Source organism: Streptomyces sp. NPDC034085, assembly GCF_055575555.1.
The window spans coordinates 814,669-831,054 of the sequence record NZ_JBVISL010000003.1 but is presented as its reverse complement, the minus strand read 5'-3'; the positions used below and the strand labels follow the sequence as shown (position 1 = coordinate 831,054).

General features: G+C 74.7%; 14 protein-coding genes. 8 read left to right on the top strand and 6 right to left on the bottom strand.

Features of this window, described 5'->3' with window-relative positions:
• Positions 1-2: 2 nt before the first annotated feature.
• Positions 3-854, bottom strand: a complete 852-nt coding sequence (locus tag ACZ501_RS14055; RefSeq protein ID WP_468795221.1) for a YndJ family protein — start codon at positions 852-854, stop codon at positions 3-5.
• Between the two features lie 150 nt (positions 855-1,004).
• On the opposite strand from ACZ501_RS14055, the gene ACZ501_RS14050 reads away from it, so the two are divergent.
• From ACZ501_RS14050 to ACZ501_RS14035, 4 genes are read left to right on the top strand one after another with little or no spacing between them, the layout of a single operon-like run.
• Complete coding sequence (locus ACZ501_RS14050; protein ID WP_468795218.1) at positions 1,005-2,675, top strand: DUF6777 domain-containing protein; 1,671 nt, start codon at positions 1,005-1,007, stop codon at positions 2,673-2,675.
• Positions 2,676-2,682: 7 nt separating this feature from the next.
• Positions 2,683-4,746 carry a SpoIIE family protein phosphatase gene (locus tag ACZ501_RS14045; protein WP_361608949.1) on the top strand — a complete coding sequence of 688 codons (2,064 nt, stop codon included), beginning with the start codon at positions 2,683-2,685 and terminating at the stop codon, positions 4,744-4,746.
• A gap of 60 nt (positions 4,747-4,806) precedes the next feature.
• Positions 4,807-5,667, top strand: a complete 861-nt coding sequence (locus tag ACZ501_RS14040; RefSeq protein WP_468795215.1) for an Fpg/Nei family DNA glycosylase — start codon at positions 4,807-4,809, stop codon at positions 5,665-5,667.
• Between the two features lie 26 nt (positions 5,668-5,693).
• Positions 5,694-6,071: a hypothetical protein gene (locus tag ACZ501_RS14035; RefSeq protein ID WP_361608933.1), complete on the top strand. Its 378-nt coding sequence runs from the start codon at positions 5,694-5,696 to the stop codon at positions 6,069-6,071.
• A 35-nt stretch (positions 6,072-6,106) separates the two neighbouring features.
• On the opposite strand, the gene ACZ501_RS14030 is transcribed toward ACZ501_RS14035, so the two are convergent.
• Together ACZ501_RS14030 and ACZ501_RS14025 are read right to left on the bottom strand one after the other, a co-directional pair.
• Positions 6,107-6,571, bottom strand: a complete 465-nt coding sequence (locus tag ACZ501_RS14030; protein ID WP_361608947.1) for a hypothetical protein — start codon at positions 6,569-6,571, stop codon at positions 6,107-6,109.
• Between the two features lie 256 nt (positions 6,572-6,827).
• The gene (locus ACZ501_RS14025) at positions 6,828-7,361 is read right to left on the bottom strand and encodes a sigma-70 family RNA polymerase sigma factor (protein ID WP_362466094.1); all 534 of its coding nucleotides are present in this window, start codon (positions 7,359-7,361) and stop codon (positions 6,828-6,830) included.
• Between the two features lie 355 nt (positions 7,362-7,716).
• Here ACZ501_RS14025 and ACZ501_RS14020 point away from each other — a divergent pair, with 355 nt between their 5' ends.
• Positions 7,717-8,907, top strand: a complete 1,191-nt coding sequence (locus tag ACZ501_RS14020; RefSeq protein WP_468795212.1) for a CapA family protein — start codon at positions 7,717-7,719, stop codon at positions 8,905-8,907.
• Between the two features lie 42 nt (positions 8,908-8,949).
• Here ACZ501_RS14020 and ACZ501_RS14015 read toward each other — a convergent pair whose 3' ends face one another.
• Positions 8,950-9,411, bottom strand: a complete 462-nt coding sequence (locus tag ACZ501_RS14015; RefSeq protein ID WP_361610434.1) for a universal stress protein — start codon at positions 9,409-9,411, stop codon at positions 8,950-8,952.
• Positions 9,412-9,471: 60 nt separating this feature from the next.
• Between ACZ501_RS14015 and lysX the strand changes: the two genes are divergently transcribed.
• Both lysX and ACZ501_RS14005 read left to right on the top strand, forming a co-directional pair.
• Positions 9,472-12,774, top strand: coding sequence for a bifunctional lysylphosphatidylglycerol synthetase/lysine--tRNA ligase LysX (gene lysX / locus ACZ501_RS14010; RefSeq protein WP_468795209.1), 3,303 nt, complete (start codon positions 9,472-9,474; stop codon positions 12,772-12,774).
• A 91-nt stretch (positions 12,775-12,865) separates the two neighbouring features.
• Complete coding sequence (locus ACZ501_RS14005; RefSeq protein ID WP_468795206.1) at positions 12,866-13,765, top strand: polysaccharide deacetylase family protein; 900 nt, start codon at positions 12,866-12,868, stop codon at positions 13,763-13,765.
• 92 nt (positions 13,766-13,857) lie between these two features.
• Here ACZ501_RS14005 and ACZ501_RS14000 read toward each other — a convergent pair whose 3' ends face one another.
• A complete protein-coding gene (locus ACZ501_RS14000) occupies positions 13,858-14,523 on the bottom strand; it encodes a class F sortase (RefSeq protein WP_361611747.1) in 666 nt (221 codons plus the stop codon).
• 352 nt (positions 14,524-14,875) lie between these two features.
• On the opposite strand from ACZ501_RS14000, the gene ACZ501_RS13995 reads away from it, so the two are divergent.
• Positions 14,876-15,376, top strand: coding sequence for a hypothetical protein (locus tag ACZ501_RS13995; protein ID WP_362466082.1), 501 nt, complete (start codon positions 14,876-14,878; stop codon positions 15,374-15,376).
• A 136-nt stretch (positions 15,377-15,512) separates the two neighbouring features.
• On the opposite strand, the gene ACZ501_RS13990 is transcribed toward ACZ501_RS13995, so the two are convergent.
• Positions 15,513-16,217 (bottom strand): hypothetical protein, encoded by a 705-nt coding sequence (locus tag ACZ501_RS13990; protein WP_468795203.1) that lies wholly within the window; start codon positions 16,215-16,217, stop codon positions 15,513-15,515.
• Between the last annotated feature and the right edge of the window lie 169 nt (positions 16,218-16,386).

Here is a 16,386-nt window from a genome sequence, read left to right as displayed (position 1 = left end):
GGTCAGGGGGCGGCCGGCGCGAGCCGGGCGGGCGCGGTGCGGTCGGCGGTGAGTCGGCGCCAGGCCAGCAGTGAGCACAGGGCGAAGCCGAGCGCGTTGCCGAGGCCGTGGGTCGCGGCCATCCAGGTCAGGGTGGGGTGGACGACCCCGGTGGCTTCGCCTGCCGCCCACCACAGGGCCAGCACCATGGTGGCCACCAGCACCGAAGCCGAAACGGCGAGGAGCGCCCCGGTGGCCCGGTCCGGGGCGCCCGGGCGGACGTCCCGCCAGGTCACCAGGGCCACGGCCCACATCCCGGCGGTCAGCACCACCGCGCCCAGCAGCTCGGCCCAGTCGCCGGCGAAGTAGCCGAGCAGCACGAGCAGGGTCCCCGCCGGCACGCTGTACGCCGCCCCGCGCGCCCAGCGCCCGTGCGTCGCCGACCGGCTCACCAGGCCGGCGACGAGGGCGGCCGCGAAGCCGGCGAAGTGGAAGTGCGGGACGGTCAGGGCCAGGATGTCCAGGCCGAAGCCGAAGAGCCGGTGTCCGGCGCGCTCCGCGACCAGGGCGCACGCGGCAACCGAGGGGGACAGCAGCGCGGTGAGCGCGGCCACCTCCGCCGGGCCCGGCACCCGGGTGCGGGGCAGCCGGGCGGCGCCCCGGCAGGCCAGGGCCAGCGCGGCCACCGCGTAGACGCCCGCGAGGGCGGTGGCGGCGGCGCCGCGCGGCAGCCACAGGCACAGGGCGCCGGGGGCGGCCGCCAACGGCCACAGCCGCGCCGCGGTGCGCAGCCCGACCGGGTCGATCAGGCGCAGGCCCACGGGGACGACCCAGCACATCCCGAGGGTGACGATGAGGTTCACGAGTACCGTCACGACCGCTCCTTTGAACACGTTCAAGTCCCAGGTCCGACCCTACGGTGCCGATTGAACATGTTCAAGACCGTATGCGGGCGCTCCGGTTGCGGTGTCCGCGGACATGCGGCAGACAAGAGATCAGAAACCGGGGCGAAAAGGGAGAGCAGCGTGAACGACCTGAACGACGTGCCCGCACCGACATCCCGTCAGGAAGCGCGCCGTCAGGGCCTGCGCCGCCGTCACGTACCGGCCCGCACGGCCGTCTTGGCCCTCCTCGGCCTGATCGCCGCCGGATGCGGCGGCACCGGCCCCGAGCAGACCAAGGGCCCCGCCCCCGAAAGCCCGGCGCTCACGCTCCAGCCCGTCGGCGCCGCCGGCCCCGACCCCTTCACCCCCTCCTCGGCCACCGCCGAGTCGGCCCCGGTGAAGCCGCCGCTGCCCAACCCGGGCGGCCGGGGCATCCGGACCGTCGGCGCCGCCACCCCCGGCCTGTACGGCGGAACCAGCCGGCTCGGCAGCTGCGACGTGGAGCGCCAGGTGGCCTACCTCGGCACCGACGACGCCAAGGGCCGCTCCTTCGCCCAGGCCGCCGGGACCGAGCAGGAGAAGCTCCCCGACTTCCTGCGCGCCCTCACCCCGGTGGTCCTGCGCGCCGACACCCGCGTCACCGCCCACGGCTTCCGCGACGGCCGGGCCGACGGCTACCAGGCGGTGCTCCAGGCCGGGACGGCCGTCCTCGTCGACGACCACGGCATGCCCCGGGTCCGCTGCGCCTGCGGCAACCCCCTCGGTCCGCCGCGCTCCGCGAAGGGCAGCCCGGTCCTCAAGGGCGACCAGTGGAACGGGTACCAGCCCCACCAGGTCATCGTCATCGAGCCGACGATCCAGGCGATCACCAGGCTGGTCATCGTGAACGTCGCCGACAACACCTGGATCGAGCGCAGGGCCGGTGACGACGGGGCCCAGGACAAGACCCCGGCGGTACCGCCGCCCTACGACCCGGCCGACGGCATCCCCGACGGCCCCCCGACCCCGCCCGAGGACCCGCCGTCCGACCCCTGCGCCCCCACGGCCCGGGACAACCCGCCCCGAACCGCCCGGCCCGCGCCCCAGGCACCCCCGCCGGCCGGCCCGCCGGGGGTGCCCGCCGACCCGCAGGCGGGCCCGCCGGGGGTACCCGTCGACCCGTCCGGGGTACCCGTCGACCCCTCGGGGGTGCCCGTCGACCCCTCCGCGCTGCCCGTCGACCCCTCGGCGGTGCCCCTCGACCCGTCCGGGGTGCCCCTCGACCCGTCCGGGGTGCCCCTCGACCCGTCCGGGGTGCCCGTCGACCCCTCCGGGCTGCCCCTCGGCCCGCCCGTCGATCCGCAGGCCGGCCCGCCCGGGATGCCCGCCGACCCGTCCGTCGCCCCGTCCGGCGTGCCCGTCGCCCCGTCCGGGGTGCCCGTCGACCCGCCCGCCGCCGCGCCCGCCCCCGGTCCGCCGGCGGCCGTACCGTGCCGGCCCGACGCCGGCACCGTCCCCCGGGCGCCCTCCACCCCGCAGGACCGTCCCGGCGGCGGGGTGCCCCCGTCGGACGGCCCCGCCGGGACCGCGCCCGACGTCGGCGGTGACCTGCCCGGCGGCGTCCCGACCGAGCCGGGCGTGACCCTGACCCCCGACGACGGCCCCGGCACCGGCACCGACCCGGCGCTCCCGCCCGACCCGGCCCTCCCCCCGGACGCGGCGAGTCCGCCGGACCCCGCCCTGCCCCCGGACCCCGCCGGTTCCGTCGCCCCGGACGGCCTCCCCGCCCTGCCGCCGGCCCCGGACGAGCCCGGGTACCTGGAGAGCGCCTGACGCGCCGCTGTGTCATGGTGGACCGGTGCCGAGCTCCGTATCGCTGCCGGAGGACTGGCCCGCCCACGCGGACCGGTCCCTGTCACTGAACCGGATGGGCAGTTTCGACTGGGACCTGGTCACCGGGCTCATGCACATGGACGCGGCGGCCCTCGACGTCTTCGACACGATCCCGGCCGAGTACGACGGACGGCCGGGATCGCTCTCCCCGCGCGTCCCGCCCGCCGAGGCCACCCGCCTGGACGCCCTCGTCTCCAGCGCCCTCAAGAGCGGCGTCGACAGCTACGGCGCGTACTTCCGCATCCGCTGCCGGGACGGGAGCCAGCGCTGGACCCACACCCAGGGCCGCGTCATGCGCGGCCCCGACGGGCGCCCGTACCGGATCATCGGCATCGTCCGCGACGCGACCGAGGAACTGAGCCACTCCGCCGAACGCCTCGGGCTCGACGAGGAGCGACGGCGCCAGACCTCCGTGGTCGAGAGCACCACCGCCGCCCTCGCGCACGCCCGGACCGTGCGCGACGTCATCGACGTCATCGGCGACGCCCACGGCCTGGAGCGGCTCGGCTCCATGGGCATGGTGATGGGCCTCGTCGAGGCCGGCCGCATCCACCTGGTGGCCGAAGGCCCCGCCGACAGTTTCGTCCCCGGCACCCGCTACACCCGCGTGGACGAGCAGTACCCGATGAGCGAGGTCGTCCGCTCGCTCCAGCCCCGGTTCCTCGACTCCGCCGAGGAGTTCGCCGAGGAGTACCCCGACCTCTGGGCCAGGATCTCGGGGATGCGGATATCGGCCGCCGCGTACCTGCCGCTCATCGCGCAGGCCCGCCCGATCGGCGCGATCGGACTGCTCTACCAGGACAAGGACGGCTTCACCCAGGACGAGCGCAACCTGCTGGTCGCCCTGGGCAGCAGCATCGCCCAGAGCCTCCAGCGGGCGATGCTGCTGGAGCAGGAACACGACCTCGCCGAGGGCCTCCAGCAGGCCATGCTGCCCCGCCGCATCCCCTCCGTCCCCGGGGCCCAGATCGCCGTGCGCTACCGGTCCGCCCGGATGGGCCGCGACATCGGCGGGGACTGGTACGACGTCATCCCCCTGCCCGGCGGCCGGGTCGGCGCCGTCATCGGCGACGTCCAGGGCCACGACACCCACGCGGCGGCCGTGATGGGCCAGCTGCGCATCGTGCTGCGGGCGTACGCCGCCGAAGGGCACGCGCCGGGCACCGTGATGGCCCGGGCCTCCGTGTTCCTCCACGAACTGGACACCGCCCGCTTCGCGACCTGCACCTACGTGGAGGCCGACCTCTCCACCGGGGTGCTCCAGCTGGTCCGGGCCGGCCACCTCGACCCGCTCCTGCGCACCGGCGACGGTGACTGCCGCAGGCTGCCGGTGGAGGGCGGGATGCCGCTGGGCCTGTCGGCGGAGTTCGGCCGCCTCGAGTACCCGGTGACCACCGTGGAACTCGACCCCGGGGAAACGCTCCTGCTGTGCACCGACGGGCTGGTGGAACAGCCCGGCAGCGACCTGGACGACGGCTTCCGCCTGCTGGCCTCCCTCGTCCGCGACGGCCCCGCCGACCTCCAGCGGCTCGCCGACCGGCTGTGCGAGGTGGTCGACGACCGGGGCGGCGACGACGACATGGCCCTGCTCCTGCTGCGCCGCCAGGGCGAGGACACCCGGCCGGGCGGAGGCCGGCTCCAGCAGCACGTGGCCCCCGGGGACCCCGAGGCGCTCGTCGCCGCCCGGCACATGATCGGTGCGGCCGTCCGCTCGTGGGGCGCCCGCGACCGGGCCGACGAGATCGAACTCGTCGCGGACGAGCTCATCGTCAACGCCCTGATGCACACGGAGGGCCCGGCGATCGTGACCCTGCGCGTGCTGGCCGGCCCGGAGCGGCGGCTGCGGGTGGAGGTGGAGGACCGCTCCAGTGCCCTCCCGCGCCGCCGCGAGGCCGGGGAGGCGGGGGTGTCGGGCCGCGGCCTGATGCTGGTGGACCGGCTGGCGGACGCCTGGGGCGTCGAGCCGCGGGGCGGCGGCAAGTGCGTCTGGTGCGAGTTCGTGATGGCGTGAGCCCCCCTGCGGCACGGGGTTGCGGTCGCGGGGCGGCGGCCGGGGCGGCAGGCTGGGAGGATGCCCGAGCTGCCGGAGGTCGAGGCCCTGAGGGAGTTCCTCGACGAGCACCTCGCCGGGCGGGTGGTGGAACGCGTCCTCCCGCTCGCGGTCAGCGTGCTCAAGACCTACGACCCTCCCCCCACCGCCCTCGAAGGGCAGCCGGCCGGCCCCGTGGCCCGCTACGGCAAGTTCCTCGACCTGCGGATCGGCGAGCTGCACCTCGTCACCCACCTGGCCCGCGCCGGCTGGCTGCGCTGGCGGGAGACCCTCCCGGCAGCGCCGCCCCGCCCCGGCAGGGGACCGCTCGCGCTGCGCCTCGTCCTCGCGGACGGCGGCGGCTTCGACCTCACCGAGGCGGGCACGCAGAAGCGCCTGGCCGTGTACGTCGTACGCGACCCCCAGGAGGTCGAGGGCATCGCCCGGCTCGGCCCCGACCCGCTGGCCGACGGCTTCGACCGGGACGCCTTCGCCGCGCTGCTGGCGGGGGAACGGCGCCAGATCAAGGGCGTGCTGCGCGACCAGAGCGTGATCGCCGGCATCGGCAACGCGTACAGCGACGAGATCCTGCACGCCGCCAAGGTCTCGCCCTTCAAACTGGCGGCCTCCTTCGACGAGGACCAGGTCACCCACCTCCACGGGGCCGTGCGGGAGACGCTGCGGGCCGCCGTCGAGCGGGCCCACGGGCTGGCCGCCGGGGAGCTGAAAGCCGAGAAGAAGAGCGGGCTGCGGGTCCACGGCCGGGAGGGCGAGCCGTGCCCGGTGTGCGGGGACACCGTCCGCTCGGTGTCCTTCGCGGACTCCTCGCTCCAGTACTGCCCGACCTGCCAGACCGGGGGCAAGCCGCTCGCGGACCGCAGGCTCTCCCGCCTCCTGAAGTAGCCGGGGGTCTGCGTAGACTCCGGGCCATGGCCGAGCAGCAGCCGCCCCGGCGGGAGACCGTCACCGGCGTCCCGCGCGGCACCCGCCGCCGTCCGCCGCCCCACACCCCCGCCCGCTCGGAGATCTCCGAGCAGACCAGCCTCGGCGCCACCTACGTACGGGCCCTGATGCGCAGCCAGCTGCGCGCGGGGCTGGGGGCGCTGGCGGTGCTCGCGGTCGTGCTCGGGCTGCTGCCGCTGGGCTTCCTGCTGCCCAGGGCGGCCGCGGGTCCGCTGGTGTGGGTCGTCCTCGGGCTGGTGGCGTACCCGGTGATGTGGCTGATCGCCCGCTGGTACGTGGGCCGGGCCGAGCGCAACGAGGCCGACTTCACGGGTCTGGTGACGGACCCGGCCGAATCGGGTTAGGCCCCACCGGCCGGGAGGGACTTCGACGGCACGACCTAGAACAGGTGCATCGCCAGGTGTCCCAGCGGCAGGCCGAGCTGCCACGCCGGGGTCCACACGCGGGCGTTCTCGTCCAGCGCCTGCGGGGTGTCGGAGTGGCCGGGACGGCCCGGGTCGAGGTTGGTGGCGAACAGTTCCGTGCGGTCCAGCCAGCGCCACGCCGCCCGGGCGAGTTCGAGGTCCGGGTCCTCGCCGCGGCCGCGCTCGTGCGCCTCCTCGCCCAGCGCGAGGAACCGGGTGCGGACCCAGTCGCGCCAGGGGTGCCCGTACGCCGTCAGCGACAGCCACTCGTCGAGCTGCGAGACCACCCGGATCCCGGACAGTTCGCCGGCCGCGTCCGAGAGGTAGATCGTCAGCGCGAGCGTGTCGCGCCCGGCGCGGAACTCCAGCGTGCTCACCGGGATCAGCCGGCCCGTGCGCAGCAGCTCGTCGGCGATGTACTCCGCGTAGAGCCACGCCATGGGCACAGCCAGTCCGCCGTCACTGGTGCCGTTCGTACTCTCGGGCTGCACCGTTCCACCCTCTCCCGCGTGTCGAGCCTTGCGCCGTCATGTCCGAGCCTTCACCCGACGGCTCGCGGAACGGGGGATGTTTACTCAACTTGCACGGACTGGTGCCGATATCGGGCTGCTCCGTGTCCGGATCGTGTGTGTCGAGGGCGTTCCTTGAGTGTTTCTCCAGGGATGCTCGGGTCCGCCCGGCGGTGCGGGACCCCGTTCAGGCGCCCAGTCCGTACCCCTGGAGCCCTTTGCGCAGGGCGCGCAGGGCGTAGTGCGTACGGGACTTGACCGTTCCGGCGGGTATGCCGAGCTCCGCCGCGGCCTCGGCCACCGAGCGGTCCTGGAAGTAGACCTGCATCAGCACGGCGCGGTGCTCCGGGCCCAGGCTGCCCACCGCCCGCCGGACGTCGATCGCCGTGACCGAGCCGGCCACCGCGTCCTCGGGGGCGGGCGCCTGCTCCAGGCCGTCGGGGTCGACCTCCTGCGGCCGAGACAGCCGGGCCCGGCGGGCGTCGATCGCGAGCCGCCGCGCCACCGTGAACAGCCAGGGCCGCATGGACTCGTGCCCGGTCGCCAGTACCTCGGGGTGCTGCCAGACGCGTACGAGGGTCTCCTGGACGAGGTCCTCGGCGCGCTGGGCGTCCCCGGCCGTGAGGCCGAGCAGGAAACCGAACAGGGCCCGCCCGTGTTCGCGCTGGAGTTCGGCGAGCGCCTCGGGTTCCGTGCGCTGGAGGGTGGGGGAGGGCGACACGAGTGGCTCCTTCCGGGTCCGGGGTCCGCTGGGCTGCCGGGGCCGTGGGCCGGGGCTGCCGGCCGTGGCTGCGGGCCGGGGCCGCCGGGGCCGCCGGGGCCGGGCTGTGGGCTTCCCACTCACCCTCACCTGCACGGAGCCGCCCGGGAACCGTCCGGCGGGGCCGTTGCGCCCAAGGCCCCGGGTCGACCGCTGGGCGGCCGCGCCGGGCGACGAACGGTCGAACGGCACGGCGAACGGCCGTGGGCCGTCGGAGTGGGGCGCAGCCGGCGGACGGCGGCGCTCCTTGACTCGTAGCCCCATCTCCTATGGATTTCGGTTCATCCGACGGTCATATAAATGGGAGCTGGGATAGATGACCAAGCGCACCCGCAAGGCCCTCGCCCTGCTGTCGGCCCTCCTCCTGCCGGCAGCGGCCGCCGGCTGCTCCACGGCCGGGGAGCACACCCCGGCCCGGCTCGGCTCCAGCGCCGCCGGAGCGCCTGCCGGCACGGCCCCCGCCGCCAGGGGCTTCACCCTGGTCGCGAGCGGCGACGTACTGCCGCACACCTCCGTCATCCAGCGGGCGGCGGCGGACGCGGGCGGCGACGGGTACGACTTCCGGCCCATGTTCTCCCGGGTCAAACCGGTGGTCTCGGCGGCCGACCTGGCCCTGTGCCACATGGAGACCATCTACGGCGAGGACGACGGACCCTTCAGCGGCTACCCCGCCTTCGTCTCCCCGCCCACCGTCGCGGACGCACTCAAGGACGCCGGGTACGACGGCTGCTCCACCGCCTCCAACCACACCCTGGACGACGGGGCCGAGGGGCTGAAGCGCACCCTCGACCGCTTCGACAAGGTCGGCCTCGGCCACGCCGGCTCCGCGCGCACGGCGGCCGAGGCGGCCAGGACCACGCTCTACACGGCCGGTTCCGCGAAGGTCGCGCACCTCGCGTACACCTACGACACCAACGGCAACCCCCTGCCGGACGGACAGCCCTGGGCGGTCAACCCGATGCGCCAGGACAAGATCGTCGCGGACGCCCGGGCCGCCCGGAAGGCCGGAGCGGACGTGGTGCTGGTCAGCATCCACTGGGGCACCGAATGGCAGACGGAGCCGGACGGAACGCAGCTCTCGCTGGGAAAGGCGCTGACCGCCTCGCAGAGCGCCGGCCGCCCCGACATCGACATGATCCTGGGCACGCACGCCCACGTCCCGCAGGCCTACGAGAAGGTCAACGGCACCTGGATCGTCTACGGCATGGGCGACCAGGTCGCCGGGGAGATGTTCAACCACTCCGGCGCCCGCGACCTGCGCGGCAACTACGGCTCCATCGCCCGCTTCACCTTCGCCCCGCCCGCCGCTCCCGGACGGCGCTGGCAGGTGGCGAAGGCCGAGTTCGTCCCGCAGATGATGGACCTGTCCATCGGCAGGGTCGTCAACCTGCCCGCCGCCCTCGCCGAGGACCCCGGCGAGGAGGAGTACGAGAGCGCCGACGAGACCGTCACGGAGGCCGTCCTCAGCCGCGGCGCCGCCAAGGACGGCCTGAAACGGTCCCGGTAGCCGCCGGCGGCCGCGGGCCGGCCGGGCTGATCCGCACCGCCGCTACGGAACGACCGTCACCGGCCAGCGGCCCGCCTTCACCAGGCGGACCGCGACCGAGCCCACGATGCGGTGGCCGGCCTGTTCGGAGGCGCCGACCACGACCGCGTCCGCCCGCAGTTCCTCGGCGGCGCCCACCAACCCCGCGTACGGGTCACCGCGGAAGGTGTGGAACTGCCAGCGCACCTCGAAGATGCCCTTCAGACGCTCGGCCGAGGCGCGGATCTCGGCGACGATGCCCTCGGCGATCTCCCCCGTCGTGCCCGCCACCGGCGCGCCCAGGGAAGCCCCGGCCGCCATCACCGGCTGGACGTACACCAGGGCCAGCAGCGCGTTCTGCCGCCGGGCCAGCCCCGCCGCGTAGGCCGCCGCCCGGAGCGAGGACTCCGAGCCGTCCACCCCGGCGAGGATCACCTTCGGCCCGTCCGTACCGCGCTCGAATCCCGTGTTCACGTGCTCCGTCACCCTCCCGAGGCTATCGGGTTCGGCGCGCGGACCGGCGCGGCCCTCCCTACAGTGCCAAGCATGAGTGCCACGCTGGAGGAGACCCGGGGGACCCGCAACCGCTTCCTGCACCGGGTCCCGGACGGTTTCGGGGCGTTCTTCGGAACGCTCGGGCTGCTGTGCGCGGTGCTGGCGCTCTCCCCGACGCTGCGCAGGCTCCTGCGGCCCGTGGTGCGCTTCCTCGACGACTTCGTGGTACCGGTCAGCGAGAACCTCGCGTACGCCGTCTTCCTCTTCCTCCTCGCCGCCGCCCTCGGCATCCGCAAGCGGATCGCCTGGTGGATCGTCGTCACCTATCTGGCCCTGCTGATCCTGGTCGACCTGCTGATCATCGCCGACGGGTGGTTCTGGGTCGGCGGCCCCTCGATGGTCCTCGCGGTGGCGGCCCTCGGCGTCCTGGTCGCCGCCCGCCCGGAGTTCTACGCCGCCTCCCGCCCCGGCGCCGTCTGGCGCGCCCTGCTCGTACTCGGCCTCGGGCTGCTCGCCGCGGTGCTCCTCGGCTGGGGCCTGGTCGCGCTGTTCCCCGGGACGCTGCCCAAGGGGCAGTGGCTGGACTGGGCCGCCAAGCAGGTCTTCGGCGGCCTCTTCTCGGCCCGCCAGTTCGACGGCCGCCCACCCCGCGCGCTCTACTTCCTGCTCGGCCTCTTCGGCGCCCTCGCCCTGCTGAACGCGGCCGCGGCCCTGTTCCGCTCGCAACGCCTGACCGCCGCCCTGCACGGGGACGAGGAGCCCCGGATCCGGGCGCTGCTGGGCGCCTACGGGCGGTCCGACTCCCTCGGCTACTTCGCCACCCGGCGCGACAAGGCCGTCGTCTTCGCCCCGAACGGCAAGGCCGCCGTCACCTACCGCGTGGAGGCCGGAGTCTGCCTGGCCAGCGGCGACCCGGTGGGCGACCCCGGCGCCTGGACCGCCGCCATCGACGCCTGGCTGGCCGTCGCCCGCCGCTACGGCTGGCAGCCGGCCGTGATGGGCGCCTCCGAGGCCGGGGCGAACGCGTACGCCCGCTCCGGCCTCGGCGCCCTCCAGCTCGGCGACGAGGCGATCCTGCACGTCGCCCACTTCGACCTCGACGGCCGCGACATGCGGGTCACCCGGCAGGCCGTCAACCGGGTCCGGCGCACCGGTGCCACCACCGTGATCCGCCGCCACTCGGCTCTCACCGAGGAGGAGATGCGCACCATCGTCGACCGGGCCGACCACTGGCGGGACACCGAGACCGAACGCGGCTTCTCCATGGCCCTGGACCGGCTCGGCGACCCCGCCGACGGGGACTGCCTGCTGGTCGAGGCCTTCGACGCGGACGGCGACCTGATCGCCCTGCTGTCCTTCGTCCCCTGGGGCAGGGACGGCATCTCCCTCGACCTGATGCGCCGCGACCGCTCCGCGCCCAACGGGGTCATGGAGTTCATGGTGGCGCAGCTGTGCGCGGCCGCCCCCGGCCTCGGCGTGCACCGGATCTCCCTCAACTTCGCCGTCTTCCGCTCGGCCTTCGAGGAGGGCGGGCGGATCGGCGCGGGCCCGGTGCTCAAGCTCTGGCGCAGGCTGCTGCTGTTCTTCTCCCGCTGGTGGCAGCTGGAGGCCCTGTACCGCTCCAACGTCAAGTACGGGCCCGAGTGGTACCCGCGGTTCCTCTGCTACCAGGACGCCGGCTCGCTCGCCCGGGTCAGCCTCGCCTCCGGCATCGCCGAGGGCTTCGTCTCCGTACCGAGCATGCGCAAGCTCTGGGGCAACGGCCACGCCAAGGGCCTCACCGCCCCCGCGAACACCGCCGGGCTGCCCTCCATCGACTCCCTGGGCCTGGACCTCGTGGGGGAGGGCGGGGAGCGCGCCCCGGCCGAGCGGCTCCCCGAACAGGTCCGGGTGCGCCACGCCAAGCTGGAACGCATCCGCGCCGCGGGCACCGACCCCTACCCGGTCGGGATCCCCCAGCGCACGCACACCGCCGCCGCGCTGCGGGCCGCACACCCCGGCCGGGCCCCCGGCAGCCGTACCGGCGAGCAGGTCACGCTCGCCGGGCGGGTCATGGTCGTACGGGACCTCGGCGGTGTCGTCTTCGCCGTGCTGCGCGACTGGACCGGCGACGTCCAGCTGATGTTCACCCGCGACGAGTCCGGGGCCGCCGTGCTGGACGCCTTCACCTCGCAGGTGGACTTCGGCGACCACGTGGTGGCCACCGGCGAGGCCGGCGCCAGCCGCAGCGGCGAGCCGTCGGTGGTGGTCGGCTCCTGGCAGCTCACCGGCAAGTGCCTGCGCCCCCTCCCCGACAAGCGCAAGGGCCTGGCCGACCCGGAGGCACGGGTCCGGCGCCGCTACCTCGACCTGGTCGCCAGCCCCGACGCGCGGGACGTCGTACGGGCCCGCTCCCACGCGGTGCAGGCCCTGCGGCAGGGGCTGCTGGACCGCGGCTACCTGGAGGTCGAGACCCCGATGCTCCAGCAGATCCACGGCGGCGCCAACGCACGGCCCTTCCGCACCCACATCAACGCCTACGACCTCGACCTGTACCTGCGCATCGCACCCGAGCTGTACCTCAAGCGGCTGTGTGTCGGAGGCATGGAGAAGGTCTTCGAGATGGGCCGCACCTTCCGCAACGAGGGCGTCTCCTACAAGCACAACCCCGAGTTCACGATGCTGGAGGCCTACCAGGCCTTCGCCGACTACGACGTGATGCTCGACCTCACCCGCGAGCTCATCCAGGGCGCGGCGACGGCGGCCTTCGGCTCGCCGGTCGCCCACAAGGCGGGCCCGGACGGAAAACTCGTCGTCCACGACATCTCCGGGCCCTGGCCGGTCAAGACGATGTACGGGGCCATCAGCGAGGCGCTCGGCGAGGAGGTCGACGCCGACACCGGGGAGCCTCTGCTGCGGGCGCTGTGCGACCGGGCCGGCGTCCCGCACGGACCCGAGGACACCCGGGGCGACGTGGTCCTGGAGATGTACGAACGGCTGGTGGAGGAGCGTACGGAACTCCCCACCTTCTACAAGGACTTCCCGACCGACGTCTCCCCGCTCACCCGGCAGCACCGCAAGGACCCGCGACTGGCCGAGCGCTGGGACCTGGTGGCCTTCGGCACCGAACTGGGCACCGCCTACTCGGAGCTGACCGACCCCGTCGAGCAGCGCCGCAGGCTGACCGCGCAGTCGCTGCTGGCCGCGGGCGGCGACGCCGAGGCGATGGAGCTCGACAACGACTTCCTCGACGCCCTGGAGTACGCGATGCCCCCCACCGGCGGACTGGGCATCGGCGTCGACCGGCTGGTCATGTTCCTCACGGGACTGACGATCCGCGAGACGCTGCCGTTCCCCCTGGTGCGGCAGGGCTGAGCGGCGGGGCGGCTGGTCCGAGGGGGTGACGGGGGCGGGACGCGTCCGCGCCCCTCGACATCCGCGGCGATGTCGTTGATACGTAGGAAGAATGAAAAATGACGAGCCGACAGTAGGGCGGCGCGTGCTCCTGCGTACCGCCGTCTTCCTCGGGATCGCCGCCGCCTCCGCTCTGGTCACCGCGGGCGAGGGCGGTCCCGGGGGCGGACCCGTGGCCGGCGCCCCGGGCGCCGCCGGCCCCGGCCCCGCCCCCGGCCCCGGCCCCGGAGCCGCCGGGGCCGCCGGAGCGCCCGGTCTGCGTCCCCAGGGGCCACCGGAGAAGTCCTACCGGCTGCGGCCCATGACCGCCGAGGTCCCGGCCCGGCCCGCCGTCGCCAAGCCCGCCGTCCGCACCCGGCCCATCCTGGAACTGCCGGCCGGAGCGCCCACCGCCGGCGCCATGGTGCTCACCTTCGACGACGGCCCCGACCCCCGCTACACCCCGGCCGTCCTCGACACCCTCGCCCGGTACGGGGTGCGCGCGATGTTCTTCGTCTGCGGGGAGATGGCCACCGAGAACCGCGACCTGCTGCGCCGGATGGCCGCCGAGGGACACGTCATCGGCAACCACACCTGGACCCACCCGCTCATCCCCACGCTGAGCCGGTCCGCCCTCGAAGCCGAGATCGGGCGTACGAGCGAGGTCGTGCAGCGGGCCGTGGGGGAGGCGCCGCTGTGGTTCAGGGCCCCCTACGGGGCGTGGAACCGGGCGGCCTTCGAGATCGGCGCCGGCCTCGGCATGGAGCCGCTCGCCTGGACCGTGGACAGCCTCGACTGGAAGGAGCCGGGGAGCACCGCCATCGTCTCCCGGGTGCTGTCGGGTGCCGGCTCCGGGGTGATCGTGCTGAACCACGATGCCGGGGGCGACCGTTCGCAGACCGTCCGGGCGCTGGAGGCGTACCTGCCCCAGCTGCTCGGCCGCGGCTACCGGATGACCCTGCCGGCCCGCTGAGCGGCCCGTGCTCCCCCGGCGGCCCGTGCTCCCCCAGGGGGGAGCACGGGCCGCCGGGGGAGCGGGGCGCCGCAGACGAGTGAAACGTTTCCTCAGCGGGCCTCCACCATCCGGGCGAAGACGACCACGTTGCCGTCGTAGCCCTTCGCCTTGGAGTAGGCGCCACCACAGGTGATCACCCGCAGCTCCGGGTGCCCGGTGTCCCCGTACACCCGGGAACCGGGGAAGGCCTCCTTCGAGAACACCTCCACGCCGTACACCTCGAAGACGGCCGTCCGCCCGTCGTAGCGCTCCACCTCGATGTGGCTGCCCGGCTTGAGCGAGCCGAGCCCGTAGAAGACCGCCGGGCCCTGCGCGTTGTCCACGTGGCCCACGATCACCGCCGATCCCTGCTGGCCCGGCGAGATGCCGTTGAGGTACCAGCCCGCGAGATTGCGGTCCTGCGGGGGCGGGGCGTCGATCCAGCCCTGCGCGTCCAGCCCGACCGTCATCACCGGCGCGTCCACGTTGATCGTCGGGATCCGGATGCGCTGCACCGACGAGTGCTCCAGCACCTCCATCCCCGCGGGCGGCACGGGCGCCTTCGCCGGCAGTTCGTCCGTGCGCGCCGCGACCGCCGCCGCGGCGGCCGGCTGCGGCGGACCCGCCTCGGCGTTCGCCCCGTTCCTGATCATGGCGAGGCCGCTGAGCATGACCAGCGCGAGCACTCCCCAGGGGGAGCGTCTCCTCGGCGGCCGCTCGCTCTCGTCCTCGGTCATGGCTCTCCCTTCCCGACGCGGGGGTCCCGACCCGCGTTCCAGTCCCTCCCCGATACGCCCTTCTTCACGCACGTTAAGGGTGCATGCCCGGGACGGCGATCGGGGAAGGGCGAACGGGTGGTGCGTCCGGTCGGGGTGCGTCCATCCAGGTATTCGTCACATAAATGCCTGACGGCTCATGACCTGCGGATCCGTCAGATGATCAGTCGGCGCTTCGGCGTGTCGCTCAACCGGGCGGCCCAAAGGCGGACATGCGCTGGTTGCGCGCCACCCCGAGGGTTCGTGATGGGAGGCGTTCTCGTCGATCTGCCCGGGCCACCGCTCCGGGGCGCTTCCCGCTGGAGGTTCCACCATGCGTGTTCTGCGCGCTCTCACCGTGACCGCGGCCGCCTGCGCCGCGATCGGTCTCAGTGCCCCGTTCGCCGCCGCGAACTCGCCGCAGGGCGGCGGCAACGGGCCCAGCAACGTGACGGTCAACCCGTACTCCGTGCACCAGGGCGCCTCGATGCAGGTCAGCGCCGCGGGCTGCGGCCACGGCGGCACGGTCTGGTCGAACGGCAACTTTCCGCAGACGAACCTGTCGGCCGGCTCGATCGGCTTCGCGACCGTCCGGATCTTCAACCACGCCTCGCCCGGCAACCACACGCTGTCGGTCAAGTGCCACGACAACAGCCTGGTGGCCACCCACCGGTTCACGATCCTGCCGGGCAACGGCGCCCAGGGCGGCATCGGCGGGTCCTTCGGCCCGTCCACCGCCGAGACGGCCATCGGGGCGAGCCTCGTGGGCGTCGCGGCGCTCGGCGCGGGCGCGCACCTGGTCCGCCGCCGCCGTCCGGCCGGCTCCCGGGGCTGACGCCCCGCCGCGGGCGTCGACCCCTGCCGCCGGCCGCCCCGGGTCCCCGTCGGGACCCGGGGCGGCCAGTGGTGGCCGGTGGTGGCCCGGGGCCCGGTGGGGGCGCCGGGGGAGCGTCCGGACAGCGGCGGGACGGTCAGTGGCCGCGGGCCGGGCGGCGCCGGCGCAGGGCGTACGCCGTACCGCCGGAGGCGGCCAGGAAGAGCCCGGCCCCGACGCCCAGTTCCACCAGGTCCATCCCGGCCACGGAGCCGCCGAGACCGCCCCGCACACCTAGGGTGGCGGGGGCGGCGCTGCGGCCGGCGGCGGAGCCGCGGGCGGTGGGCGTGATCCGGGCGGCGGGAGCGGTGCGCACGCCGGCGGGAGTGGTGCGCGCTGCGCCGGGGGTGGTGCGCGCCGGGGTGGGGACGCGCGGCCGTACGCCGGTCGTGGTGCCCGTCGAGGGGGTGGGCCGGACGCCGGTGGTGGAACTGGTGGTGGGCATGGACGTACCGCCGGCGATGGTGAGGTCGGCCGAGCCGTTCTCCCCGTTGCAGGTGAAGGTGACCGAGTACAGGGCTCCGCGCCGGGCGTCGCGGTCCACGGTGACCCGGGCGGTCTGCCCGCGCGCGATGTTCACGGTGTCGAAGACCCCGGAGGAGGCAGTGGCGTTGGCGGCGCCGCAGCCGGTGACGGACAGCAGCACCTGGCCCCCGGGGGCGACGACGGAAGGGGCGAGGGAGAAGCCGAAAGAGGTGACGGGCGCCGCCTCGGCCGCGGCGGCGGGCGCGCCGAAGGCGCCGAGCGTGAGGAAGGCGCCGGCGCTGAGCAGGGCGGTGGCGGAGCTGCGTATCGCACCCATGGTCGGTCCTCCGGATCCCCGAGGAGCAGTCGCGCAGGGTCTGCGCACGTGGTGGGGGTCGTGCACCTCGATGTCCGCCACGCTAGGTGCCGCTGCGGTCACCCGCGATCAGGAACGGGCGAATGGGGCACGGCCGTAGGCCGAACCGGCGACCGGGGACCCGCTCCCG